Origin of the sequence: Citreimonas salinaria, assembly GCF_900107235.1 — a bacterium.
In the GTDB taxonomy this organism is placed as follows: domain Bacteria; phylum Pseudomonadota; class Alphaproteobacteria; order Rhodobacterales; family Rhodobacteraceae; genus Citreimonas; species Citreimonas salinaria.
In genome coordinates, this window is the sequence record NZ_FNPF01000004.1 from 131,876 (window position 1) to 154,262 (window position 22,387).

The 22,387-nt window shown below is 67.1% G+C and carries 23 protein-coding genes; 11 read left to right on the forward strand and 12 right to left on the reverse strand.

Annotated features, from left to right (window positions below; genetic code table 11):
- Window positions 1–88 precede the first annotated feature (88 nt).
- The 4 genes from BLW27_RS06695 to BLW27_RS06710 form a co-directional block, all read right to left on the reverse strand.
- Entirely contained in the window at window positions 89–319 is a 231-nt protein-coding gene (locus BLW27_RS06695; RefSeq protein ID WP_245710801.1) for a hypothetical protein, read from the reverse strand.
- A gap of 271 nt (window positions 320–590) precedes the next feature.
- The gene (locus tag BLW27_RS06700; protein WP_089881244.1) at window positions 591–1,049 is read right to left on the reverse strand and encodes a GNAT family N-acetyltransferase; all 459 of its coding nucleotides are present in this window, start codon (window positions 1,047–1,049) and stop codon (window positions 591–593) included.
- 92 nt (window positions 1,050–1,141) lie between these two features.
- Window positions 1,142–1,846, reverse strand: coding sequence for a response regulator transcription factor (locus BLW27_RS06705; RefSeq protein ID WP_089881247.1), 705 nt, complete (start codon window positions 1,844–1,846; stop codon window positions 1,142–1,144).
- Window positions 1,818–2,123: a hypothetical protein gene (locus tag BLW27_RS06710; RefSeq protein ID WP_089881249.1), complete on the reverse strand. Its 306-nt coding sequence runs from the start codon at window positions 2,121–2,123 to the stop codon at window positions 1,818–1,820. The genes BLW27_RS06705 and BLW27_RS06710 overlap by 29 nt, the downstream gene beginning before the upstream one ends.
- A gap of 163 nt (window positions 2,124–2,286) precedes the next feature.
- Here BLW27_RS06710 and BLW27_RS06715 point away from each other — a divergent pair, with 163 nt between their 5' ends.
- Window positions 2,287–2,580, forward strand: a complete 294-nt coding sequence (locus BLW27_RS06715; protein WP_089881252.1) for a hypothetical protein — start codon at window positions 2,287–2,289, stop codon at window positions 2,578–2,580.
- A gap of 8 nt (window positions 2,581–2,588) precedes the next feature.
- Here the strand turns inward: BLW27_RS06715 and BLW27_RS06720 are convergent, their stop codons facing one another.
- From BLW27_RS06720 to puuE, 3 genes are read right to left on the reverse strand one after another with little or no spacing between them, the layout of a single operon-like run.
- The gene (locus BLW27_RS06720) at window positions 2,589–3,083 is read right to left on the reverse strand and encodes an ureidoglycolate lyase (protein WP_089881256.1); all 495 of its coding nucleotides are present in this window, start codon (window positions 3,081–3,083) and stop codon (window positions 2,589–2,591) included.
- Window positions 3,084–3,090: 7 nt separating this feature from the next.
- Window positions 3,091–3,930, reverse strand: a complete 840-nt coding sequence (locus BLW27_RS06725) for a bifunctional allantoicase/(S)-ureidoglycine aminohydrolase (RefSeq protein WP_245710802.1) — start codon at window positions 3,928–3,930, stop codon at window positions 3,091–3,093.
- A complete protein-coding gene (puuE, locus tag BLW27_RS06730) occupies window positions 3,927–5,339 on the reverse strand; it encodes an allantoinase PuuE (RefSeq protein ID WP_089881259.1) in 1,413 nt (470 codons plus the stop codon). Before puuE ends, BLW27_RS06725 begins: the two co-directional genes overlap by 4 nt.
- 121 nt (window positions 5,340–5,460) lie before the next feature.
- On the opposite strand from puuE, the gene uraH reads away from it, so the two are divergent.
- Both uraH and smpB read left to right on the forward strand, forming a co-directional pair.
- A complete protein-coding gene (gene uraH, locus BLW27_RS06735) occupies window positions 5,461–5,820 on the forward strand; it encodes a hydroxyisourate hydrolase (protein ID WP_089881262.1) in 360 nt (119 codons plus the stop codon).
- Window positions 5,821–5,959: 139 nt separating this feature from the next.
- Window positions 5,960–6,433: an SsrA-binding protein SmpB gene (smpB, locus tag BLW27_RS06740; RefSeq protein WP_089881900.1), complete on the forward strand. Its 474-nt coding sequence runs from the start codon at window positions 5,960–5,962 to the stop codon at window positions 6,431–6,433.
- Between the two features lie 17 nt (window positions 6,434–6,450).
- On the opposite strand, the gene BLW27_RS06745 is transcribed toward smpB, so the two are convergent.
- On the reverse strand, window positions 6,451–8,154 hold the full coding sequence (locus BLW27_RS06745) for an ATP-dependent nuclease (protein WP_089881265.1): 1,704 nt from the start codon (window positions 8,152–8,154) through the stop codon (window positions 6,451–6,453).
- Window positions 8,155–8,327: 173 nt separating this feature from the next.
- On the opposite strand from BLW27_RS06745, the gene sseA reads away from it, so the two are divergent.
- Window positions 8,328–9,185 carry a 3-mercaptopyruvate sulfurtransferase gene (gene sseA, locus BLW27_RS06750; RefSeq protein ID WP_089881268.1) on the forward strand — a complete coding sequence of 286 codons (858 nt, stop codon included), beginning with the start codon at window positions 8,328–8,330 and terminating at the stop codon, window positions 9,183–9,185.
- On the forward strand, window positions 9,185–10,369 hold the full coding sequence (locus BLW27_RS06755) for an amino acid aminotransferase (protein ID WP_089881271.1): 1,185 nt from the start codon (window positions 9,185–9,187) through the stop codon (window positions 10,367–10,369). Before sseA ends, BLW27_RS06755 begins: the two co-directional genes overlap by 1 nt.
- Before the next feature lie 192 nt (window positions 10,370–10,561).
- Here the strand turns inward: BLW27_RS06755 and BLW27_RS06760 are convergent, their stop codons facing one another.
- Window positions 10,562–10,909: an antibiotic biosynthesis monooxygenase family protein gene (locus tag BLW27_RS06760; protein WP_089881273.1), complete on the reverse strand. Its 348-nt coding sequence runs from the start codon at window positions 10,907–10,909 to the stop codon at window positions 10,562–10,564.
- Between the two features lie 57 nt (window positions 10,910–10,966).
- Window positions 10,967–13,969, reverse strand: coding sequence for an error-prone DNA polymerase (locus BLW27_RS06765; RefSeq protein ID WP_089881276.1), 3,003 nt, complete (start codon window positions 13,967–13,969; stop codon window positions 10,967–10,969).
- Window positions 13,970–14,159: 190 nt separating this feature from the next.
- Here BLW27_RS06765 and deoC point away from each other — a divergent pair, with 190 nt between their 5' ends.
- From deoC to rlmH, 5 genes are all read left to right on the forward strand, one after another.
- A complete protein-coding gene (gene deoC / locus BLW27_RS06770; RefSeq protein ID WP_089881279.1) occupies window positions 14,160–15,188 on the forward strand; it encodes a deoxyribose-phosphate aldolase in 1,029 nt (342 codons plus the stop codon).
- Window positions 15,188–15,697, forward strand: coding sequence for a hypothetical protein (locus tag BLW27_RS06775; protein WP_089881282.1), 510 nt, complete (start codon window positions 15,188–15,190; stop codon window positions 15,695–15,697). Before deoC ends, BLW27_RS06775 begins: the two co-directional genes overlap by 1 nt.
- Window positions 15,694–18,036 (forward strand): aldehyde dehydrogenase family protein, encoded by a 2,343-nt coding sequence (locus BLW27_RS06780; protein ID WP_089881285.1) that lies wholly within the window; start codon window positions 15,694–15,696, stop codon window positions 18,034–18,036. Before BLW27_RS06775 ends, BLW27_RS06780 begins: the two co-directional genes overlap by 4 nt.
- Before the next feature lie 206 nt (window positions 18,037–18,242).
- Complete coding sequence (gene rsfS, locus BLW27_RS06785) at window positions 18,243–18,602, forward strand: ribosome silencing factor (protein ID WP_177177844.1); 360 nt, start codon at window positions 18,243–18,245, stop codon at window positions 18,600–18,602.
- 8 nt (window positions 18,603–18,610) lie between these two features.
- Window positions 18,611–19,081 carry a 23S rRNA (pseudouridine(1915)-N(3))-methyltransferase RlmH gene (gene rlmH / locus BLW27_RS06790; protein WP_089881288.1) on the forward strand — a complete coding sequence of 157 codons (471 nt, stop codon included), beginning with the start codon at window positions 18,611–18,613 and terminating at the stop codon, window positions 19,079–19,081.
- Here rlmH and BLW27_RS06795 read toward each other — a convergent pair.
- Both BLW27_RS06795 and BLW27_RS06800 read right to left on the reverse strand, forming a co-directional pair.
- On the reverse strand, window positions 19,069–19,785 hold the full coding sequence (locus tag BLW27_RS06795; RefSeq protein ID WP_089881291.1) for a class I SAM-dependent methyltransferase: 717 nt from the start codon (window positions 19,783–19,785) through the stop codon (window positions 19,069–19,071). The two genes, rlmH and BLW27_RS06795, sit on opposite strands and share 13 nt — an antisense overlap.
- Window positions 19,786–19,895: 110 nt before the next feature.
- Entirely contained in the window at window positions 19,896–20,699 is an 804-nt protein-coding gene (locus tag BLW27_RS06800; RefSeq protein ID WP_089881294.1) for an undecaprenyl-diphosphate phosphatase, read from the reverse strand.
- 220 nt (window positions 20,700–20,919) lie between these two features.
- Between BLW27_RS06800 and BLW27_RS06805 the strand changes: the two genes are divergently transcribed.
- Entirely contained in the window at window positions 20,920–22,383 is a 1,464-nt protein-coding gene (locus tag BLW27_RS06805; RefSeq protein ID WP_089881296.1) for an NAD(P)-dependent oxidoreductase, read from the forward strand.
- Window positions 22,384–22,387 lie beyond the last annotated feature (4 nt).

Consider the following 22,387-nt stretch of genomic DNA (forward strand, 5'->3'; position numbering starts at 1 on the left):
GGGACACTGCAACACGCCCATCAAGGCGGCCCGCGGCGATAATGCGGCCCGGCTTCCCACGCCGCCCCGGGAAATACTGCCGGAGCGGTCAGTAGTTTCCGGGCGGGTCGCTGGCCGGAAAGCTCTCGTCGACAAACTCGTCCACCCGATCCCACGTTCGCGGCGGATCACGCATTTCCTCCGGCCCGGCGTCGCGGACTCTATTGCAGTCGGTTCCGGGCGGCGCGCCAAAGCCATCGCGCTGCCGCGCAAGGATTGCGCCCAAGGCAAAGGCGGCCCCGGTCGCCGCCAGCAACATGGCCCAGCCATTCGCTCTCATCATGGTCTCCCTCACGGTTGAGTCGACCTTACAACCCGGCGCCAAGCCGTGCTGTTCCCGCGCCGCAACGCACCTGGGAGACACGACGAGGGTGGCACGGCCGCCTTTCGGCGGCGCAGGTAGTCCGGTTCTCGATATGGCCAGTTTGAATTCAACGCCGCCGGCGGGCCGCAGGTATCGAGGGTCGACACGATCCGGGATATCGCGAGATCGCGCGCACGGCCGCACTGCGGCGCCGGGGCCGCGCCTGAGGCCTGCCACGAGCCGTCTTTCAGTCGAGCTCGAGGCGCATCGTCGCCATGCCGCCGCGGCGCGACAGTTCCTCGTACCCGGCCGCCCGGTAGGCGTTGAGCGCCGGCAGGTTCTCGAGTTCGCATTTCAGCGTCACCGTCAACGCCCCCAAGCTGCGCGCCGCCTGCTCGACCAGTTCCGCCATCCGCGCGCCGGCGCCGCCGCGCGCCTCCGGCTGCAGGAAGAGATAGGTCAGGTGCCGCACCTCGGGGCCGACGCCGACGCGCAGGGCGAAGAAGCCCACGTCGCGCCCGTCTTCGTCGGTGACGTAGAACGACGCGTCATCGGGCTCGGCCAGCCACTTGTCCTGCCATTCCAGCGGATCGAACGGGTGCTTGGCGTTAGGGTTGACCAGCGTCAGGTCGTCGGGGTCGGTCAGCATCACTGACAGCGGGGCAAGGTCGAAGGGCGCATTGGCGCGGATGACGAGCGGGGGCATGGGCGTCTCCTGTGGCGTCTTCCGGGGAAGCTTCGGGCGTCTCAAGGCACCGGTTTCTGCCATCCACGCGCGCGTCGTGCAACCAATCGGGGTCAGAGGACCTCGATCACGCCCTTGTCGACCGCCAGCACATAGCCCTTGCGCGTGATGTTCTTGACCAGCAGCGCGCTGACCATCTGGTTGCCCAGCCCGTCGCGCAGCCGCTTGATCCGCACGGCGCCCGATGCCTCGTCGCAATCGGATTCCGGGCGGCCCGAAATCATCGCCTCGATCTGGGCGCCGGTCAGCGTTTCGCCGTCCAGACGCGCCTCGGCCAGCACCGACAGCGTTTCCATCAGCGACTCGGTCAGCTTGAAGCCCATCGTGTTGAGGTAGACCGTACTTTCGTCACGGGCGATGACCAGCGAATTGACCTCGATCCCCGAGCGTTCGATCTGCGCCATGCGCCGGTTCAGCCCAACCAGCATCACGAGGAAGACCAGCGCCGCGACCAGCATCGCCGCCGCGAACACCAGCAGCACGAGGATGACCATCCGGTAGCCTGCAAGCACGTCGGAAAAGGCCGTCCCGGACTGAGCGAGGATCTCCAGCAGGCGGATCTCGGTCGGTCCGGACAGGTCTTCGCTTTCGACGAACAGTCGCTCGACGCGCGCGTTGAACGCGCCTGCGTCGGGCAGCGTCAGCAGCAGCCAGGCACCCGCCGCGACCAGAAGGGCGACGATCGCGGCGATCCCCGCCGCGACGATCCGTGTGCCCGAGCGGCGGCTTTCAGTAACGAAGGTAGAATTGTCCGGCATCGGCCTTCCTGTCGTCGCCCGGTTCCGTTTCGGACAGGCCGACAACGTCTAGCAAGGTCCACCCGGCGGCGTCCAGTCGGGCGCGCGCTGCGTCGGTCGCGACATCGGGCGCCGGGCAATCGCCGTCGAGTTTCAGCACGCCGAAATGCAGCCGCAGGGGATCGTCCTGCTTGGCCTTGTAGGCGGCGAAGCAGTCGGCCCGTGCCGAGGCGGGCAGCAAGGCCAGGCCGACGGCGATGGCCAAGGGGGCAAGCAGGGGGGCGAGGGTGGCTTTCATGCGGTCAATCTGCGCCCGCCGATCCCGACATTCAATAACATGCGCACGAATGACGCGCGGATATCGGATAGCGCGCCCCCGTCATTGTCCGCGCGAGTCGACCCGGCGCATTACCGCCCTGCGGCCCCTGTCAGCCCGCCACATCCGCAGAAAGGAAACGATCATGTCCAGGCGCTTCATCATCGGAACTCTGACGACGGCAGTTCTCATCACCGCAATCTCTGCTGCGGCACCCGTGCGCGCCTCGGGCTTTCCCGCGCTCGAGCGGTTCTTTGGCGCGGCGGCCGGGCTGTTCGCCATCAGCCATATCCTCGGCTTCTCCGATGGTGCCGAGGCGAGCAGCGGGGACATCGCCACGGCGCCCGCGGCGTCGGAGCATAACTCGGTCAACCCGCACCGTCGCGCCGGGCCCTACTGGGCGCCGGAGCAGACCACGTGGCGTGAGGCGCGCGGCTGACGCCGGGCTCAAGCCTCGAGGATCGTCACCGGTTCGGGCAGCGGATGCTCGACCAGGTTCGGCGTCGACCCGATGCGGTCGATCACAGCGAATAGTCCCGGCGCGTGCAGCGGCGTCAGCACGCCATGCCACGTGCCCCGCAACAGGTTCACGCCTTGGCCCGGCGCCGCCCGGAAGGCATGGATGCGGCCGGGCGCCTCTCCGGGCTCGGCGACGATGACCAGCCACGGTTTCGAGTGCATCGGGATGAAGGCCTGACTGCCGTCCGGGTGGTGTTCCAGCAGGTCGAGCCGGTAGGGCAGGGCGCGCGGCTGCGCGTCGAACAAGCTGATCCCGGCACGGCCGCCCGGCCCGAAGTCAAGCCGCGCGCGGTCGTGGAAGCGCCCGCACAGGCCGGCGTTGATGATCTTGTCCGGATCTCCGCGCGTATCCAGAACGTCGCCGAATGGCGCGAATTCCTCGGGGTCGAGCGGGCGGAGCGGGATCGTGGGTCTGCCTGTCATGGCCCGGCTACCGCAGGCTCAGCGCCGGGTGGCGGTTCACGTCCTTGTAGAGCAGGTAGCGGAACGGCTCTGTCCCGGTGGCGATGCAGGCCTGGGGGCAGAAGGCGCGCAGCCACATGAAGTCGCCCGGTCCCACCTCGACCCAATCGGTGTTCAGCAGGTAGCGCGCCGTGCCCTGCAAGACGTAGAGCCCGTGCTCCATCACGTGTGTCTCGGCGAAGGGAATGCGGCCGCCGGGGGCGAAGGAGACGATGTTGACGTGAAAATCGTAGCGGATGTCGGCCGGGTCGAGGAATCGCTGGGTCTCCCACACGCCCTCGCACCCCGGCATCGCGTTGCGCGGCGCGTCGGCTTCGTGAAGCACGACGGGCGCGAGCGGATCGCCTGCGCCGATGGGTTCGAAGCGCTTGCGGACCCAGTGAAAACAGGCCGGCGCATCGCTGGTGTTGCAGATCTCCCACGCGGTGCCGGCGGGAACATATGCGAAATGGCCGGCCTTCAGGTCGTGCCGCGCTCCCGCGATCGTCAGGCGCAGCGCGCCGGACGCGACGAGGATTGCGGCCTGGCCGTTGGCGTCGGGTTCAGGCGTGGCGCTGCCGCCGCCAGGCGCCAGTTCCACCGCCAACTGGGCGAACGTCTCGGCGAAGCCCGAAAGCGGCCGGGCCAGGATCCAGGCTCGTGCGCCGTCCCATCCCGGCAGCAGCGAGGTGACGATGTCGCGCTGCGTGTTCGCCGGAAGGACCGCGTAGGCCTGCGTGAAGATGGCGCTGCCCGCGGGATCGGTGTCCTGCGGGGGCAGGCCGCCCGGCGGGAAGGCGTAGGTCGAGGCGATCTCGGGAAGGATCAAAGGATGGTCTCCAGTCTCAGGCGTGCGATGCGTTCGACCTGCCGGCAGGCGGTGGCGAACTCGGTCTCGGTGTCGTTGGCCACACGGGTTTCGAAGGCCTGCAGGATGCCCGCCTTGTCGTGGTCGCGCACCGCGATGATGAACGGGAAGCCGTGCTTGGCGGTGTAGGTGTCGTTGAGCGCGCTGAAGTGCGCGCGCTCGTCGTCGGTCAGCGCGTCGAGGCCGGCGCTGGCCTGTTCCGATGTGGACTCGGCCGTCAGGCGTTTCGCGGCCGCCAGCTTGCCGGCGAGGTCCGGGTGGGCGCGCAGCACGTCGAGGCGTTTCGCGGACGAGGCGCTGCGGAAGGCGCGGGCCAGCGCGTTCGCCAGACCGGCGGGGCGGTCGTGCGCGGGGCCGAGTTCCAGATCGAACGCGCGTTCGGCCACCCAAGGCGAGTGTTCATAGATCCCGCCGAACCGCGCGACGAAGGTGTCGCGGGCCATCTCCGACGGACGCTCGCTCCGGACGGGCGGGTGCGTGGCGGCCCAATGCTCGGCGATCTGCAGGCGGGTCGGCGTCCAGACGCCCTCGTGGGCCGCGATGTGGTCGAGGAAGCGGATCAGCCCTGCGATCTTGCCGGGGCGGCCGATCAGGCGGCAATGCAGGCCGACGCTCATCATCGCGGGACGGCCCTCGGCGCCCTCGGCCATCAGCACGTCGAAGGCGTCGCACAGGTACTGGCCGAAATCCTGCCCGGTCACCCAGCCGGGACTGCCGGCAAAGCGCATGTCGTTGGCTTCGAGCGTATAGGGGATGATCAGCTGGTCGCGCCCGTCCACCCGGATCCAGTGCGGCAGGTCGTCGTCGTATGCGTCCGAGATATAGGCGAACTGCCCGGTCTCGGCCGCCAGCCGCACTGTGTTCATGCTGCAGCGCCCGGTATACCAGCCGCTCGGCGGCTGGCCCACGACCTCGGTGTGCAGGCGGATCGCCTCGGCGATCTGGGCGCGTTCCTCGGCTTCGGGCATGTCGCGGTGCTCGACCCATTTCAGACCGTGGCTGGCGATCTCCCAGCCGGCGTCCTTCATCGCCTCGACCTGCTCGGGGCTGCGCGCCAGCGCGCTGGCCACGCCGTAGATCGTCAGCGGAATGCCGCGCCCGGTGAACAGGCGGTGCAGGCGCCAGAAGCCGGCCCGCGCGCCGTATTCGTAGATCGACTCCATGTTCCAGTGGCGCTGACCCTCCCACGGGGTGGCGCCGGGGATGTCGGACAGGAACGCCTCGGAGGCGGCGTCGCCGTGCAGCAGGTTGTTCTCGCCGCCCTCCTCGTAGTTCAGGACGAACTGGACCGCGATCCTGGCGCCTCCGGGCCACTGGGGGTCGGGGCGGTCGGGGCCGTGGCCGATCATGTCGCGGGGGTAGCGGGTCATCCGGGTCTCCTGGTCGTTCGGCGGGCACCATAGACCCTCGGGCCGGCGACCGGAACGGCGATTGCGACTTGCATCCCGGGCCGTGCCGGGTTCGGATGCCGGCGATTCAACGGAGGGCGCGATGGCCAAGGGATATCTGACGACGCACGTTCTGGACACGGCGCAGGGCTGCCCGGCGGCGGCGCTGGCGATCACGCTCTACCACCTCGAGGGCGACGACCGGACCGAGGTGGCGTCGATGCTGACCAACGAGGACGGGCGCACAGACGGGCCGATCCTGCCGCAGGAGCGTTTCGAAACAGGCACTTACGAGCTGGTCTTCCACGCGGGCGACTATCTGCGCAAGGCGGGGCTGGGGGCGGGCGATCCGCCGTTCCTGGACGTGGTGCCGATCCGCTTCGGGATGTCGGACCCGGACGCGCACTACCACGTGCCGCTGCTGCTGTCGCCCTACGGGTACTCGACCTACCGGGGCAGCTGAGGCGCTGCGGGGCCGCAAAATCGCCCCGCACGATCCATGCACCGCGCATGCACAACCCATGCGCATGGGCGTGCACGGGGGGACCACGCCGGCCGCGCCCCCCGTGGACACCGGCGCGCGCAGGGCTTATCTGGCGGACATGGCCAGCAAACCCGACGACAAGAACTACAAGGTGATCGCCGAGAACCGGCGCGCGCGCTTCGACTACGCGATCGAGGACGATCTCGAGGTCGGCATCGTGCTGATGGGGTCCGAGGTGAAATCCCTGCGGCTGAACAGCGCCAACATCGCCGAAAGCTACGCCGCCGTCGAGGACGGCGAGCTGTGGCTGGTCAACTCGTACATCGCCCCCTACGAGCAGGCCATGTTCGGCCACGAGGACCGCCGCCGCCGCAAGCTGCTGGCCAACCGGCGCGAGCTTGCCCGCATGTGGAACGAGACCCAGCGCAAGGGCATGACGCTGGTGCCGCTGGTGCTGTACTTCAACCACAAGGGCATCGCCAAGATGAAGATCGGCATCGCCAAGGGCAAGAAGACCGTCGACAAGCGCGAAACCGAGGCCAAGCGCGACTGGAACCGCCAGAAGCAGAGGTTGCTGAAGGAGCGGGGGTAGGCTAGTTGCTGTGCAAATTAGAATGTAGGTTTTGTTCTTTCTAGCATGTAGTTCGCTATCTGCCCGACTACTCGCTTAGCATCTATCATGTCTTCATCTTCGATGCTCTTCTCTAGCACCTGAGTCAGCCAAGCTGACTTGTTTCTGGGCAGTGATCGGCAAAGACTTTCCAATTCTCCGGTGGGATTTATGAAAAGCCCTAGCGAAGAACACTTCTGCTCGATTTCCTTGAAGGCGTTAACGGATGCGGCGTCCACAAATGCGGCATACCCGTCCTCCTTAATGCGCCCCCATGGCGAGCTGCGGCGAATGAGGTTTGATATTTCCTTCTGCATTGGCGCGCTCACGTTTTGGGCCTGCTTGTACTCCTGCTTTATTCGATCAAGCTCCGACCAAAAGTAGTGGGCGGAGATCTCAGCTTTTCTTTCAGAAGTTCTTTTTAGAATCAAATCGTGCTGCTTTCTCACGTCTGCGTAGTCTCCGCCGTGCGCCGTGAATAATTCGCAGAACACTGTCTTGTCGTTGAGTACGTCTATGTCGCAGAAGCTGAGAATGTTGGCCCCAATAGGCCTAATTGATGAGACAATTCTGCGCATTTTTTGTTTGCCGCCGCAGTGCGCGATAAAGTAATCAATATGAGAGTTTTCGGTCATTGTTTTGTCTAGCGCCCATCGGAGAAACCTCGCGTCCGTCTCGCCTTCGCAGACAATCGTAAATTGGTGAAATAGCGAAGAAAGTGCGTTGGATGTTCTAAGCAACGGGTCTGCCCACAGCTCGTTGACATCTGAGTTCTGGAGGGACCGAACGCTAGTTTCCCCTGCTGTGCGTGTTAGGCGAATAAAATTGAGGTCATGCGGTTGGTTGTCCAAAACTCCTTTAACAAAATCATCGCTATGGGTCGATATGATTAGCTGAGTGTTTTCTGGCTTTTCCTGCACCAGTTTTCTGGCTAACTGCCGTATTTGTGGCGGGTGTAAAAAGAGTTCTGGTTCGTCGATCAGTACAATACTGTGCTTGCGCACAAAGACCTCGATCAGCAGTCTCGCGAAGCTTCGCATCCCATCGCCCTGCTCTCGAAGCGGTAAAAGCTTTTCGACCCATTTTCTAAATTCAGGGGTCAGCCTTTGATCATGTGGCGGCAGTTCCTTTCTGTCGCACAGGTAGAAGCTGCCTTCCTTGCGCGTCCTGTCTAAGAATAGACCGATGCCAAACGAATCTTCAAAGATCTTGCTCAGTGCAATTTCGCCGGCCTCATTGGAAAAGAATGAGTCGGCCGCTGAATCGACTGAATCTTTGTATCCTGATCCTCCTAATCTCTCGTGCGCCGGAAGCCGAGCCTTGAATGAGGCTTCGACTGGTGCCGGAAGCTTACCTCGTGCCACAGACGCTTTTATCGTTGATCTCTTATAGATGTTTTTCGAGTAGCCGTTGGGTGCAGTAAAAATAAACGCTTCTCGCTCTGTGTCGTACTTTTCTGATTCCGTAAAGAAATCCAAAAAGTCCTTTTGCGAGCCAATCAGCTTGGAATCGATTCTTTTCGCTATCCTCCCGGAAAATTTCTTCCTTCCCCTATTGGGGTCGAAATTAGAGCTTATTTCTCGAAGGAAAGTGCTCTTCCCAGCGTTATTTGGTCCTGTGACGACGACAATAGATCCCGGCTTGAGTATTAACAAGCCTCCGTCGGGAAACTCTATTTCGTTTATGATTAGGGCTGGTTCCATGATCCGCCTGAACAGTTATCAATATTGCTTCAGCGTATAATGTTTTCGCTGTCCCGCAACCTTTTGGTGCGCAGTGGCGTTTCAGCGAAACTTGCATTGTGAGGCCTCCGACAGCCACCCTTGCCCTCCACCCCCCAAGCCTCTAAGCAAGCGCTGATCTCAGGGAGGGCCTCATGTCCGTCGACGATCCCCGCACGCTCGTCTCGACCGCGTGGCTGGCGCGGCACCTGCGCGACCCCGATCTGCGCGTGCTCGATGCCAGTTGGTACCTGCCCGACATGGGCCGCGATCCGCGGGCCGAGTACGAGGCCGCGCATATCCCCGGCGCCCGGTTCTTCGACATCGACGACGTGAGCGACCACCGCTCGGACCTGCCGCACATGGCGCCCCCGATCGAGAAGTTCATGAGCCGGATGCGCCGGATCGGCGTCGGCGACGGGCACCAGATCGTGGTCTATGACGGCGCGGGCATGTTCTCGGCCGCGCGGGTCTGGTGGCTGTTCCGGCTGATGGGCCACGAGGATGTCGCCGTGCTGGACGGGGGGCTGCCGAAATGGCAGGCCGAGGGGCGCGAGATCGAGGACATGGAGCCGATCATCCGCGACCGGCACATGACCGTGCGGCGGCAGGCGCACCTGGTGCGCGACGTGACGCAGGTCTCGGCCGCGAGCAAGCTGCGCGACGCCGAAATCGTCGATGCCCGCGCGCCCGAGCGGTTCCGCGGCGATGCGCCCGAGCCGCGGCCGGGCCTGCGCGCGGGGCACATCCCGGGCTCGAAGAACGTGCCGTACAAGGCGCTGCTGAACGGTGACGGCACGATGAAGGATACGGACGGGCTGCGTGCCGCGTTTCAAGCGGCGGGCGTGGACCTGGACAAGCCCGTGATCACCACCTGCGGGTCCGGCGTGACCGCCGCGATCCTGTCCCTCGCGCTCGAGCGCCTGGGTAAGACCGACCATTCCCTTTACGATGGCAGCTGGAGCGAGTGGGGGCAGTTCCCCACCCTTCCCGTCGCCACAGGAGACACCTGATGTTCGAATCCCTGACGGAACAACCGCCCGACAAGATCCTGATGCTGATGCAGGCCTACAAGGAGGACCCGCGCGAGCAGAAGATCGACCTGGGCGTCGGCGTGTACAAGGACGCCGAGGGGCGCACGCCGATCATGCGCGCGGTAAAGGCCGCGGAAAAGCAGCTGTGGGAGGTCGAGGAGACCAAGGCCTATACCGGGCTGGCGGGCGATCCGGCCTTCGGCGAGGCGCTGTCGCGGCTGGTGCTGGGCGATGCGGTGCCTGCGGGACACGTCGCGGCGGCGGCGACGCCCGGCGGGACCGGCGCGTGCCGGCAGGGCTTCGACATGATCCGGATGGCGAACCCGGATGCGAAGGTCTACGTCTCCGACCCGACGTGGCCGAACCACCTGTCGATCCTCAAGCACATGGGCATCCCCGTGGTGCCCTACCGCTATTTCGACGACGAGACGCGCGGCGTCGATTTCGACGGGATGATGGTGGATATCGGCCGCGCGGGTGCGGGCGACGTGGTGCTGCTGCACGGCTGCTGCCACAACCCGACCGGCGCGAACCTGAACCTGACGCAGTGGCAGGCGGTGGTCGACCTGCTGCTGAAGACAGGTGCTGTCCCGATGATCGACATCGCCTACCAGGGCTTCGGTGACGGGCTGGAGGCGGATGCCGAGGGCGTGCGGCTGGTGGCGTCGTCCGTGCCGGAATGCCTGATCGCGGCGAGCTGCTCGAAGAACTTCGGCATCTACCGCGAACGCACCGGGCTGCTGATGGCGGTGGCGAGCGACCCGTCGCGGCAGAAGCTGCACCAGCAGACGCTGAACTACCTCAACCGGCAGAACTTCTCGTTCCCGCCGGACCACGGCGCGCGGCTGGTGACGATGGTGCTGAACGACGACGCGCTGCGGGCCGACTGGCAGGCCGAGGTCGAGGCGATGCGCACCGGCATGCTGAAGCTGCGCGAGCAGCTGGCGCAGGAGCTGCGGCGGCTGTCGGGGTCGGACCGGTTCGGCTTCATCGCGCAGCATCGCGGGATGTTCTCGCGCCTCGGCGCGACGCCCGAGCAGGTCGAGACGATGCGCGAGCAGCACGGCATCTACATGGTGGGCGATTCGAGGCTCAACATCGCGGGGCTGAACGCGAAGTCGGTGCCGGTTCTGGCGCAGGCGATCATCGACGCCGGCGTCTGATTCGTCGGTTTCGAGGATGATTGGGCCGGGCTGGCGAAGCCCGGCCCATTTTCGTGTTGCGGACGTGACATGGGCCGGCCTTGCGGACGTGGCGTGATCCACCGGGCTCGCTGCACGAGGCACGATGCCTCGGCCCCTCCCTGTCCCTCCCCCGTGGCCGGGGGAGGGGACGCCGACGCGAGCGGTCCGCGCTCAGGCGCCGTGGGCCTCGACGCTGTCGGCGGGCGCCTGTTCGCGATCCGTCAGGGTGTAGTCGCGCAGGACGTGCGCCACGCGCAGGCGGTAATCGGCGAAGAGCCCGCCGCGGCCCTTCGCCTGCGCGCCGCGATGCTCGGCGAGCTTGCGCCAGCGGGCGACGGCATCCTCGTCCTCGAAGAAACTGACGGAGAGAAGCTTTTCGGGGTTGGTGAGGCTCTGGAAGCGTTCGACGCTTATGAAGCCCTCGACCTCGTGCACCATCGGGCGCATCTCGGCGGCGATGTCGAGGTATTCCTGCTTGCGGCCCTCCTTGGGCACAAGCTCGAAGATGATGGCGATCATGGGCTCTCCTCCGGTTCCGGCGGGCACTTTCGTCAAAGCCCCGCCGCAAGGCAAGCGTCAGTCCGTGTTCGCCCGGGTGGCCGGCACGCGGAAGCGCCTTGCGCCGTCGTTTCCTTGGTTCCGGGGCATCGCGGGGGAATCGTCTTGCGGCGAGGGAGGCGGAGCCGGGCCCCGCCCGCCGCCCATGCCCGGCGTCAGGCGATGGCGCAGCAGCGCCACGGGATGCGCGCGCAGGCTGAGCTGCATGGCGACGTAGTCCTCGACCACCTGTTCGCCGCCGGTCATCGCTGGCAGGTGGGCCGCGGGTTCCATGATCGCCTCGCCGTCCATGTCGCCGGCGAAAAGCGGCAGTTCGGGCCCCTTCGCGAGGGCCTTCGCCTCCCACAAGGCCTCGCGGCGGCTCAACCCCAGCCCGGCGAAGGCGTCGGCCTCGGCCAAGCGCGCGAGCACCGAAGGCGCGACGCCCGCCCGGCGCCAGACGTCGCGCAGCGCGGCGTAGCCGTTGCCGCGGGCATTGGCGATCCAGGTGGCGTCCTCGTCGCTCAGCCCGCGGATCTGGCGGAAGCCCAGCCGCAGGGCCAGACCGCCGACGCCGTCGGGCTCCATCACGTTGTTCCAGTAGCTGGCATTGATGTCGATGGGGCGCACCTCGACCCCGTGTTCGCGCGCGTCGCGCACGATCTGCGCCGGCGCGTAGAAGCCCATGGGCTGCGAATTGAGCAGCGCGCAGGCGAAGATGCCGGGGTGGTGCCGCTTGATCCAGGCGCTGGCATAGACCAGCAGCGCGAAGCTGGCCGCGTGGCTTTCGGGAAAGCCGTAGGAGCCGAAGCCCTCGATCTGGGAAAAGCACCGCTCGGCGAAGTCGGGATCATAGCCGTTGCGGGCCATGCCCTTGAGGAACCGGGTGCGGAATTCCGAAACGTTGCCGAGTTTCTTGAAGGTGGCGAGCGCGCGCCGCAGGCGGTCGGCCTCGGTGGGCGAGAAGCCCGCGCCGATGATGGCGATCTGCATCGCCTGTTCCTGGAACAGCGGCACGCCCAGCGTCTTGCCCAGCACCTGCCCCAGCGCATCCGAGGGGAAGCTGACCTGCTCCTCGCGGTTGCGCCGGCGCAGGTAGGGGTGGACCATGTCGCCCTGGATCGGGCCGGGGCGGATGATCGCCACCTCGATCACCAGGTCGTAGAAGCAGCGCGGCTTCATCCGCGGAAGAAAGTTCATCTGCGCGCGGGATTCGACCTGGAACACCCCGACCGCGTCGGCGCGGCAGAGCATGTCGTAGACCTTGGGATCCTCGGGGGGCAGGTCGGCCAGCGTGTAGCGCTGCCCGTGATGCGCCGCGATCAGGTCGAAGGCCTTGCGGATGCAGGTCAGCATGCCGAGGCTGAGGACGTCGACCTTGAGGATCCCCAGCGCGTCGATGTCGTCCTTGTCCCAGCAGATGACGGTGCGGCCCTCCATGCTGGCATTCTCGATCGGCACCAGCTCGTCCAGCCGGCCCTCGGTGATGATGAAGCCGCCCACGTGCTGCGACAGGTGGCGGGGAAAGCCGATGATCTCCTCGATCAGCTCCAGCGTCAGGCGCAGGCGGCGGTCGTCGGGATCGAGGCCGATCTCGCGCAGGCGCGCCTCCTCCATCCCGCTGGTCGAGAAGAACCCCCAGAGCTGAGAGGACATGGCCGCGATCGTGTCCTTCGACAGGCCCATCGCGGTGCCGACCTCGCGGATGGCGCGCTTGCCGCGGTAGTGGATCACGGTGGCGCAGAGGCCGGCCCGGTGGCGGCCGTAGCGTTCGTAGATGTGCTGGATCACCTCCTCGCGGCGCTCGTGCTCGAAATCCACGTCGATGTCGGGCGGCTCGTCCCGAGCTTCCGACACGAAGCGTTCGAAGACCATGGTGCCGATCTCGGGGGAGACCGAGGTGACGCCGAGGCAGTAGCAGACGACCGAGTTCGCCGCCGAGCCGCGCCCCTGGCACAGGATGCCGCGCGACCGGGCGAAGTGAACGATGTCGCGCACGGTCAGGAAGTAGGGTTCGTATTTCAGCTTGCCGATCAGGTCGAGCTCGTGCGCCATCAGCTTGCGCACGTGATCGGGCGCGCCTTCGGGATAGCGCCAGGCGAGGCCGTCATGCGCGAGGCGGGACAGGCGCTGCTGCGCGGTCTCGCCCTCGGCGATTTCCGAGGGGTATTCGTAGCGCAGGGTGCCGAGGTCGAAGCCGCAGCGGCGGGCAAGGGCGGCCGCGCGGTCCACCGCGTCCGCGTGCCGGCCCATCAGGCGGCGCATCTCGGTCTCGGACCGCAGGCGCTTTTCGGCGTTGGGCAGCGCCGCGCGGCCCAGATTGTCGACGCGCAGGCCCAGCCGGATCGCGGTCACCACGTCGGCCAGCCGGCGCCGCCGGCCGTGATGCAGGATGGGCCGCGCGGTGGCGATCGTGGGCAGGCCCAGGCTGAACGCCAGCCGGGCATGGGTGTCGAGGCGGCCGCGATCCTCGCCGTCGTAGCGCGGGGACAGCGCCAGGTGCAGGTGCCCGGCCAGCCGGTCGGCCAGCGCGCGGGCATGGCCGCGCCATGCGGCATCGGGGGTGTTCCGTGGCGGGTGCAGGATGAATTCCAGCCCGGCAATGTCCTTCAGGTCGGCCAGCGCGATGTCGCAATCGCCCTTCTGCGCGCGCGTCCGCCCGGTGGTGATCAGCCGGCAGAGCTGCGCCCAGCCATTGCGCGTGGCCGCCAGCGCGGTCATCTCGACCCCTTCGACGAACACCAGGTGCGCGGCGGGAATCAGGCGCGGGACGTTGCGGATCGCGGCGCCTTTCGGGGCATGACCGGACGGCGCGGGCGGTCCGATCGGCCCGTCGAGGGCCTCGGCCGCGTCGCGTTCGGCCACTTGGCGGGCGATTTCCTTTGCATGGGTGTGGGCGCGCACGATGCCGGCCACGGAATTGACGTCGGCGATGGCGATCGCCTCGAGTCCCATCAGGGCCGCGCGCTCCATGTATTCCTCGGGGTGCGAGGCCCCGGTGAGGAAGGTGAAGTTCGAGGTGATGCAGAGTTCGGCCGCCATGCAGGGAACATTAGTTCACGTTGTGTTCTCTTTCGAGTCCGCATTCGCCAAGCACCGTCGCGCCGTCGCGTCATGCCGGCCGGGGCGCCGCGCGCCGCCTTGAACGCGCGCCTTCCGCGTGCAAGATTGCCGGCCTGTCGGCAGGCATGGATTGCGCCCGTCGACGCGACGGGCGGCCAGGGAGAGCGGCATGGTCAAGACGGCGGGCAAGACGGCGATCCGCAGCGCGATCCAGGCGGCGCGGCCGCAGGATGACGCGACGCGGCAGCACGACGACGTGGCGCGCAACCCGGGAACCGCGCTCGACATGGACTGGGTGATGCGCGCGCGGGCCAACCGCTCGGCAGTGGAACGCCGCTGCGCCACGCTGCCCGGCCGGCGCAGCGTCAAGAAGGAATACCAGGCCGCGTGGCTGGCGCGGGCGATCTCCTGCATCGACCTGACGACGCTCGCGGGCGACGACACGCCGGGCCGGGTGCAGCGGCTCTGCGCCAAGGCGCGCCAGCCGGTGCGTGCCGACATCCTCGACGCGCTGGGCCTGCCCGACCTGACCGTCGGCGCGGTCTGCGTCTACCACGACATGATCGAACCGGCCGTCGCCGCGCTCAAGGGCAGCGGAATCCCCGTCGCCGCCGTGTCCACCGGCTTTCCGGCCGGCCTGTCGCCGATGCACCTGCGCGTGGCCGAGATCGAGGAAAGCGTGAAGGCCGGCGCCGCCGAAATCGACATCGTGATCTCGCGCCGCAAGGTGCTGACCGGCGACTGGCAGGGCCTCTACGACGAGATGCGTGCCTTCCGTCAGGCCTGCGGCGACGCGCACGTCAAGGCGATCCTCGCCACCGGCGAACTGGGGACGCTGCAGAACGTGGCGCGCGCGAGCCTCGTCTGCATGATGGCGGGTGCGGATTTCATCAAGACCTCGACGGGCAAGGAAAGCGTCAACGCCACGCTGCCCGTCAGCCTGGTGATGCTGCGCGCGATCCGCGAGTACCACGACCGCACGGGATATCGCGTCGGCTACAAGCCGGCGGGCGGGATTTCCAAGGCCAAGGATTCGCTGACCTACCTCGCGCTGATGAAGGACGAACTGGGCGACCGCTGGCTGCGCCCCGACCTGTTCCGCTTCGGCGCGTCCTCGCTGCTTGGCGATATCGAGCGGCAGCTGGAACACCACGTCACCGGCGCCTATTCGGCGTCGTGGCGCCACGCGCTGGCCTGATGGGCGGCTCGCCGACATATTCGCTGCTGGCGGTCTTCTTCTTCCTGGTGATCGGGTCGAGCGGCTGGCGCCGGTCGCGCATCCGCCGCGCGCGGCGCGACCTGCCCACCGCGATGCAGCGCCGGCTTGGACCCGACCCGATGTTCGACCCGCGCGCCGATCCGCCCGAGGGATTGCGCGCTTACACCGCGCTGCACCGCCGGACCGCGCGCATCCAGTATGCGGCCTGGGCCTTGGGCTTTGCGTGGCTCGTCTGGGTCGCTTATTTGCTTGTGAGCGCGGCTCCGGCCGGCGCAACTGAAGCCGATGATGTCTTTTTGCTTTTCCGCACCTCTCTCGTAGAAACTGCGGACAGGGAGCACGTCGCCACTTTCGATACGCGCTTTGGGTTGGACTACAACTTTCAGAATTGCTGGCAGGCGGCAGAACTCTTCCAATCGCAGGAAGGCGTCTCGACGCGCTTTTGGTGTGAGCCTGTGACGCAAAACATCAAGAAAGACACGCCATGACCGTCAGGGAAATATTCGAGAGCATGGAATACGGCCCCGCCCCCGAATCCGCCGCCGACGCGCTGGCCTGGATCGCCGACCGGGGCGCGCGCTTCGGGCACTTCATCGACGGCGCCTTCTCCGAGCCGGGCGAGACGTTCGAAACCCGCAACCCCGCCACCGGCGACGTGCTGGCCGAGATAACGCAGGGATCAAAGGCCGACGTGGACGCCGCCGTGGCGGCCGCCCGCGCGGCCCAGCCGGGCTGGGAGGCCTTGGGCGGTCCGGGCCGCGCCCGATTCCTGTATGCGCTGGCGCGGCTGGTGCAGAAGCACGCGCGCCTGCTGGCCGTGCTCGAGACGATGGACAACGGCAAGCCGATCCGGGAAAGCCGCGACATCGATATCCCGCTGGTCGCGCGCCATTTCTACCACCATGCCGGCCATGCCCAATTGATGCCGACCGAGATGCCTGACGCCCGCGCGCTGGGCGTCTGCGGGCAGATCGTGCCGTGGAATTTCCCGCTGCTGATGCTGGCGTGGAAGATCGCGCCGGCGCTGGCGATGGGCAACACGGTGGTGCTGAAACCGGCCGAGTGGACACCTCTGACCGCCTTGTGCTTCGCCGATCTGTGCCGTCAGGCCGGGTTGCCGAAGGGCGTCGTCAACATCGTCACCGGCGACGGTGCCGTGGGCGAGATGATCGTGGCCTCGGACGTCGACAAGATCGCCTTCACCGGGTCCACCGCCGTGGGCCGCCGCATCCGCGAGGCGACGGCGGGGCGGCGCATCTCGCTGACGCTCGAGCTGGGGGGCAAGTCGCCCTACATTGTGTTCGAGGATGCCGATCTGGATTCCGCGGTCGAGGGGCTGGTGGATGCCATCTGGTTCAACGGCGGGCAGGTCTGCTGCGCCGGGTCCCGCCTGCTGGTGCAGGAGGGCGTCGCGCCCGATTTCCACGCGCGGCTGCGCACACGGATGGACAAGCTGCGCGTCGGCGATCCGCTGGACAAGGCGATCGACGTGGGCGCCATCGTCGATGCGAAGCAACGCGACCGCATCGCCGCGCTGGTCGACGCGCATGGCGCCGAGGGCGACGTGCACCGCGCTGCCTGCAACCTGCCCGAGGGTTGCTTCTATCCGCCGACGCTGATCGCCGGGCTGTCGTCGGCCTCTCCGCTGATGCAGGAGGAGATCTTCGGCCCGGTGCTGGTCTCCACGACCTTCCGCACGCCCTCCGAGGCGGTGCAGATCGCCAACGACACGCGCTATGGCCTGGCGGCGAGCGTCTGGTCCGAGAACATCAACACCGCGCTGGACGTCGCGCCCAAGCTGGCCGCCGGCGTGGTCTGGGTCAACGGCAGCAACATGTTCGACGCGGCGGCGCCCTTCGGCGGGGTGCGCGAGTCGGGCTTCGGCCGCGAGGGCGGGCCGGAGGGGCTGACGGCCTATTCCCGCTCCGGGGGCGAGACGGACATGCTGAAGCCGGTCGCGCCGTTCGCCGGTGATAAGGCCGAACCGCAGCCGGTGGACCGGACCGCCAAGCTCTATATCGGCGGCAAGCAGGCGCGCCCGGACGGTGGCTATGCGCGCAACGTCTTCGACGCCAAGGGCGGGCTGATGGGGCAGGCGCCCATCGCCAACCGCAAGGACGTGCGCAACGCGGTCGAGGCCGCGCGCGGCGCAGCCGGCTGGTCGGGCGCCACGGCGCATAACCGTGCGCAGGTGATCTACTACATCGCCGAGAACCTCGCCGCGCGGGCGGAGGAGTTCGCCGCGCGGATCGACCGGATGACCGGCGGCACCGGTGGCGCGGCCGAGGTCACGGCGAGCGTCCAGCGCCTGTTCACCTACGGTGCCTGGGCCGACAAGGTCGACGGCCGTGCGGCGCAGGCCCCGGTGCGCGGCATCGCGCTGGCCCTGCGCGAATCCTGCGGCGTGATCGGCGCGCTCTGCCCGGACGAGGCGCCGCTGCTGGGGCTGATCTCGGTCGTGGGGCCGGCCATCGCGATGGGCAACCGCGTGGTCGCCGTCGCGTCCGAGCCGTTCCCGCTGGCGGCACTGGATTTCTACCAGGTGCTCGACACCTCGGACGTGCCGGGCGGCGTGGTCAACATCCTGACCGGCGACCATGCCGAGCTTGCCAAGACGCTGGCCGCGCATGCGGACGTCGACGCGGTCTGGTCGTTCTCGTCGTCCGACATCTCGGGCGCGGTCGAACGCGCGGCGGCGGGCAACCTGAAGCGGACCTGGGTGAACAACGGCCGGGCGCGCGACTGGACCGGCCCGGCAGGCGAGGGGCGCGCGTTCCTCGACGCCGCGACCGAGGTCAAGACGGTCTGGGTTCCCTATGGTGCCTGAGCGTCCCGCCCCCTTCGGGCGCGCCCTGCATGGGCGGCGGGCCGCCCGCCTGCGCCGGTTTGCCGCATGATCGTTGAGAATCCCGCGATCGGATGTTACCTTGGTGGCACGCCCGCGCCGGGGCGGTTGCCGGCGTTTGAATCCAGGAGGACGATGTCCTGTCTTCGACAGCACACGCGGCAGGTGCCGCACCCCACGGGCAGCCGATGACCGGCGACGCCCAGATGCACCCCCAGAGCGATGCGCTTCTCGACGCGATCCTCGAAACCCTTTCCGACAGCAAGGCAGAAGACGTCGTGCAGATCGACCTGCGCGGCAAGACCTCTGTCTGCGACTGGATGGTGGTCTGTTCCGGCCGGTCGACCCGGCAGGTCTCGGCCATGGCCGAACATGTCGAGGACATGCTCAAGCAAGAGCATGGCGTGCTTGCCAAGACCGAGGGCAAGGAAAGCGGCGACTGGGTGCTGATCGACGCGGGCGACGTGGTGGTCCACGTCTTCCGCCCCGAAGTGCGCGAGTTCTACCAGCTCGAGAAGATGTGGCAGCCAGCCGGCGGCAAGGTCTGACCGGCTGAATGCGCGTTCACCTTTGCGTCGTGGGCCGCCTGCGGGCGGGCCCTGAACGCGCGCTGATCGACGACTACCTGTCGCGGTTCGACAAGACCGGGCGCGCGCTGGGCCTTGGTCCCGCGCGCGTGGTCGAGGTCGAGGACAAGCGCGGCGGCGGCATGGCCGCCGAGGCGGCGCTGCTGCGCCGGGCGGTGCCCGACGGTTCCTACCTGTGCATCCTGGACGAACGCGGGCGCGTCATGGACAGCCCCACCTTCGCCGACGAGATCGCTGCGCGGCGCGACCAGGGCCGGGGCGACATGGCCTTCGTCATCGGCGGCGCGGACGGGATCGACCCCGCGCTGCGCGCCGAGGCCGACATGGCGCTATCGTTCGGCGCGATGGTCTGGCCACACATGCTGGCGCGCGTGATGCTGGCCGAACAGCTGTACCGCGCCGCGTCGATCCTGGCCGGAAGCCCCTATCACCGCGTCTGAGGGGCCGAGTCTTTCCGGAAAATCATCTCGAACCGCTCGCAATAGTTCGGGTTCGTCGCCTTCTGCACCATCGCTGCCCCCCGCCATAGAACATGCAGCGGGGTGAAGAAGGTGAAGTAGCCGGAGAAGTATATCTTGTTGACCTGGTCGACCGTGCCGCCCTGCGCCTCGATCATGGCGCTAACCTCATGCGGAGTGGTCCTGTCGTAGAAGGCGGGAAATCCATCCGTCTGCTTGGCGGGATAGAGCGCGAAAAGCAGCCGCCGCTTTGCGCTCTCCGGCATCAGGCGGTTGATGTAAGAGAATACCGAATTGCGCGACGGGACCACGAGGTAGCCGATGCCTCCGGGTGCAAGAAGGGACATCAGCCCCTTGATTGCTTTTTCGGTGTCCTTGACATGCTCAAGCGTCGAGCGGCAGATGAGCATGTCGAAATCGCCGTTGCCTCGATAGCGGGTGATGTCCGCCACGATGGTTTCGTCGTAGGTGCCGGCGGGCGCACGGGCGAGTTCTTCGGCGTCGAGATCGATTCCGCAATAGTGACGGATCGCCGGGGTCTTCTCGAAAAGAGGCTGCTTGCCGCCGCCGACATCGGCCACGCGCCCCTCCGGGACGAGTTCGTCGACGATCTCGGAGGCAGGAAAGAAACCGAGGGTGCGCTCGATCTTATGGGACAGACGCTTGTTCGCCTTTAGGAAACCCACCCGTCTTCCTCCGTTTTTGGAGGTTCAAGGGTGCTTGCTGGAGGCCGTGTGTCAAGTTTTTTGTCCCACGTTCTCCCGGAACGGCAGTCGTGAGGCGCGGCAGCGTCGGTTCAGGTATACGCGATCCACAGCAGCGCCGCCCCTAGGATCAGCCGGTAGATCACGTACGGCGTGAAGCTGACCGAACGCAGCAGCCGCATCATGAACGTCAGCGCAAGCAGCGCCGCGACGAAGGACAGCGCCGCCCCGATCGCGCCGTCCCGCGCCGCCTGCACGTTCGCGTCGGCCGCGACCTCGATCCCCAGCAGCGTGCCAGAGGCGATGATCGTCGGGATCGACATCAGCATCGACAGCCGCGCCGCGTCGTGGCGGGCATAGCCCAGGCGGCGCGCGGCGGTGATCGTGATGCCCGACCGCGACGTGCCCGGGATCAGCGCGACCGCCTGCCACAGGCCCATGATCCACGCGTCGCGCAGGCTCCAGCCCTCGGCGCGCTTGTGTTCGGCGCCCGTGTGGTCGGCCCAGTAGAGCACGATGCCGAAGATGATCATCGTCCAGCCGATCACCGCGGTCGAGCGCAGCAGGTCGTCGTAACCGGTCGCATTGAGGATGAAGCCCACGACGACCACCGGCACCGTGGCGATGACCAGGCACAGCGCGAGCAACGCGCCCGGCGTGTCGACCCGGCCGCGCAGAAGGCGCCCGGTTCCCAGCAGCGCGTCGCGCACGTCTGGCCAGAAATAAACGACCACGGCGCCCAGCGTGCCGATATGCACCGCCACGTCGATCACCTGTCCCTGGTCCGCCATGCCGCTGAGATTCGGCAGCAGGATCAGGTGCCCCGAGGACGAGATCGGAAGGAACTCGGTGATTCCCTGGATCAGTGCTATGATCGTGAGGTGAAAGAAGGTCATGCGGTGCGGTCCCGGCCCGAAGTCAGCGCCTGTATAAATGATTGAAAGCGTTCCTGAAGGCCTTTGTTGGGTCCGTTTCGGACCTGATATTGTGCGAATTTCCGCCCCTGCCGGCTGGATGCGGCGAAATATCCTCTATATAGGTCAGCACGACTGACTTTTCTTTCGCGCGCCCTCGGAGTAGACAGCGCGAACTCATTCGAGGAACGGAGACGAGCCGATGGCCAAGCAGCCGATGCTGAAATTCGTGGAGGTCGGGCGGGAGATGCCCGAAAAGCGCGAGGCCGGCGCCCGCCGTGCGGACTTCGACGAGATCTATGCCGAATTCGCGCGCGAGAAGGCCGCCGAGCAGGCCGCGCGGTGCAGCCAGTGCGGCGTGCCCTATTGCCAGAGCCATTGCCCGCTGCACAACAACATCCCCGACTGGCTTAAGCTGACGGCCTCGGGCCGCCTGCAGGAAGCCTACGAGATCAGCCAGGCCACCAACACCTTCCCCGAGATCTGCGGCCGCATCTGCCCGCAGGACCGCCTGTGCGAAGGCAATTGCGTGATCGAGCAGTCGGGCCACGGCACCGTGACCATCGGCGCGGTCGAGAAGTACATCACCGACACCGCCTGGGACGAGGGCTGGGTCGAGCCGATCAGGCCGGCCTCCGAGCGCCCTGAATCGGTGGGCATCATCGGCGCGGGCCCCGGCGGGCTGGCGGCGGCGGATTTCCTGCGCCGCGCCGGCGTGCAGGTCACCGTCTACGACCGTTACGACCGCGCGGGGGGGCTGATGATCTACGGCATTCCCGGCTTCAAGCTGGAGAAGCACGTGGTCACGCGCCGCAACGACCAGCTTGCCGCGGGCGGCGTGAAATTCGTGCTGGATTGCGAAGTCGGCCGCGACATCACCTTCAAGGAGATCCGCGAGCAGCATGACGCGGTGATCATCGCCACCGGCGTCTACAAGTCGCGCGACCTGCCCGGCCCGGGCGCCGGCGCCACCGGCATCGTGCGCGCCATCGACTACCTGACCGCGTCGAACCGCGCCGTGAACTTCGGCGACGACGTGCCCGAATTCACCAGCGGTGAGCTGAACGCCAAGGGCAAGCGCGTCGTCGTCATCGGCGGTGGCGACACCGCCATGGACTGCGTGCGCACGGCGATCCGGCAGGGCGCGACCTCGGTGAAGTGCCTGTATCGCCGCGACCGCACCAACATGCCTGGTTCGCAGCGCGAGGTCACCAACGCCGAGGAGGAAGGCGTGGAGTTCCAGTGGCTGACCGCGCCCAAGGGCTTCAAGGGCGACCCGGTCAGCGGCGTCATCGTGCAGCAGATCCGCCTGGGCCAGCCCGACGCGACCGGCCGCCAGGCGCCCGAGATCATCGAGGGCAGCGATTACGAGGAACCCGCCGATCTGGTGATCAAGGCGCTGGGCTTCGAGCCCGAGGAGCTGCCGACCCTGTGGAACCAGCCCGAGCTGGAAGTCACCCGCTGGGGTACCGTCAAGGCCGAGTTCACCACCGGCCGCACCGCGATGCCCGGCGTCTACGCCGTGGGTGACATCGTGCGCGGCGCCTCGCTGGTGGTCTGGGCGATCCGCGACGGCCGCGATACGGCGGCGGCGATCCTCGACGACCTGAAGACCGGCCGGGCCTCGGTCGTGGACGGCGCGAAACCCGCCGTCGCGGCCGAGTGACGCT

Coding starts and splice junctions, on each gene's coding strand:
- puuE (WP_089881259.1), bottom strand. CDS start 5,339: ATGACCCGCTACCCCCGCGACATGATCGGCCACGGCCCCGACCGCCCC.
- BLW27_RS06805 (WP_089881296.1), top strand. CDS start 20,920: ATGGCCAAGCAGCCGATGCTGAAATTCGTGGAGGTCGGGCGGGAGATG.
- BLW27_RS06780 (WP_089881285.1), top strand. CDS start 15,694: ATGACCGTCAGGGAAATATTCGAGAGCATGGAATACGGCCCCGCCCCC.
- BLW27_RS06775 (WP_089881282.1), top strand. CDS start 15,188: ATGGGCGGCTCGCCGACATATTCGCTGCTGGCGGTCTTCTTCTTCCTG.
- uraH (WP_089881262.1), top strand. CDS start 5,461: ATGGCCAAGGGATATCTGACGACGCACGTTCTGGACACGGCGCAGGGC.
- BLW27_RS06700 (WP_089881244.1), bottom strand. CDS start 1,049: ATGCCCCCGCTCGTCATCCGCGCCAATGCGCCCTTCGACCTTGCCCCG.
- BLW27_RS06755 (WP_089881271.1), top strand. CDS start 9,185: ATGTTCGAATCCCTGACGGAACAACCGCCCGACAAGATCCTGATGCTG.
- deoC (WP_089881279.1), top strand. CDS start 14,160: ATGGTCAAGACGGCGGGCAAGACGGCGATCCGCAGCGCGATCCAGGCG.
- BLW27_RS06695 (WP_245710801.1), bottom strand. CDS start 319: ATGAGAGCGAATGGCTGGGCCATGTTGCTGGCGGCGACCGGGGCCGCC.
- BLW27_RS06760 (WP_089881273.1), bottom strand. CDS start 10,909: ATGATCGCCATCATCTTCGAGCTTGTGCCCAAGGAGGGCCGCAAGCAG.
- BLW27_RS06800 (WP_089881294.1), bottom strand. CDS start 20,699: ATGACCTTCTTTCACCTCACGATCATAGCACTGATCCAGGGAATCACC.
- sseA (WP_089881268.1), top strand. CDS start 8,328: ATGTCCGTCGACGATCCCCGCACGCTCGTCTCGACCGCGTGGCTGGCG.
- BLW27_RS06765 (WP_089881276.1), bottom strand. CDS start 13,969: ATGGCGGCCGAACTCTGCATCACCTCGAACTTCACCTTCCTCACCGGG.
- BLW27_RS06745 (WP_089881265.1), bottom strand. CDS start 8,154: ATGGAACCAGCCCTAATCATAAACGAAATAGAGTTTCCCGACGGAGGC.
- BLW27_RS06710 (WP_089881249.1), bottom strand. CDS start 2,123: ATGAAAGCCACCCTCGCCCCCCTGCTTGCCCCCTTGGCCATCGCCGTC.
- BLW27_RS06705 (WP_089881247.1), bottom strand. CDS start 1,846: ATGCCGGACAATTCTACCTTCGTTACTGAAAGCCGCCGCTCGGGCACA.
- rsfS (WP_177177844.1), top strand. CDS start 18,243: ATGACCGGCGACGCCCAGATGCACCCCCAGAGCGATGCGCTTCTCGAC.
- rlmH (WP_089881288.1), top strand. CDS start 18,611: ATGCGCGTTCACCTTTGCGTCGTGGGCCGCCTGCGGGCGGGCCCTGAA.
- BLW27_RS06715 (WP_089881252.1), top strand. CDS start 2,287: ATGTCCAGGCGCTTCATCATCGGAACTCTGACGACGGCAGTTCTCATC.
- BLW27_RS06720 (WP_089881256.1), bottom strand. CDS start 3,083: ATGACAGGCAGACCCACGATCCCGCTCCGCCCGCTCGACCCCGAGGAA.
- smpB (WP_089881900.1), top strand. CDS start 5,960: ATGGCCAGCAAACCCGACGACAAGAACTACAAGGTGATCGCCGAGAAC.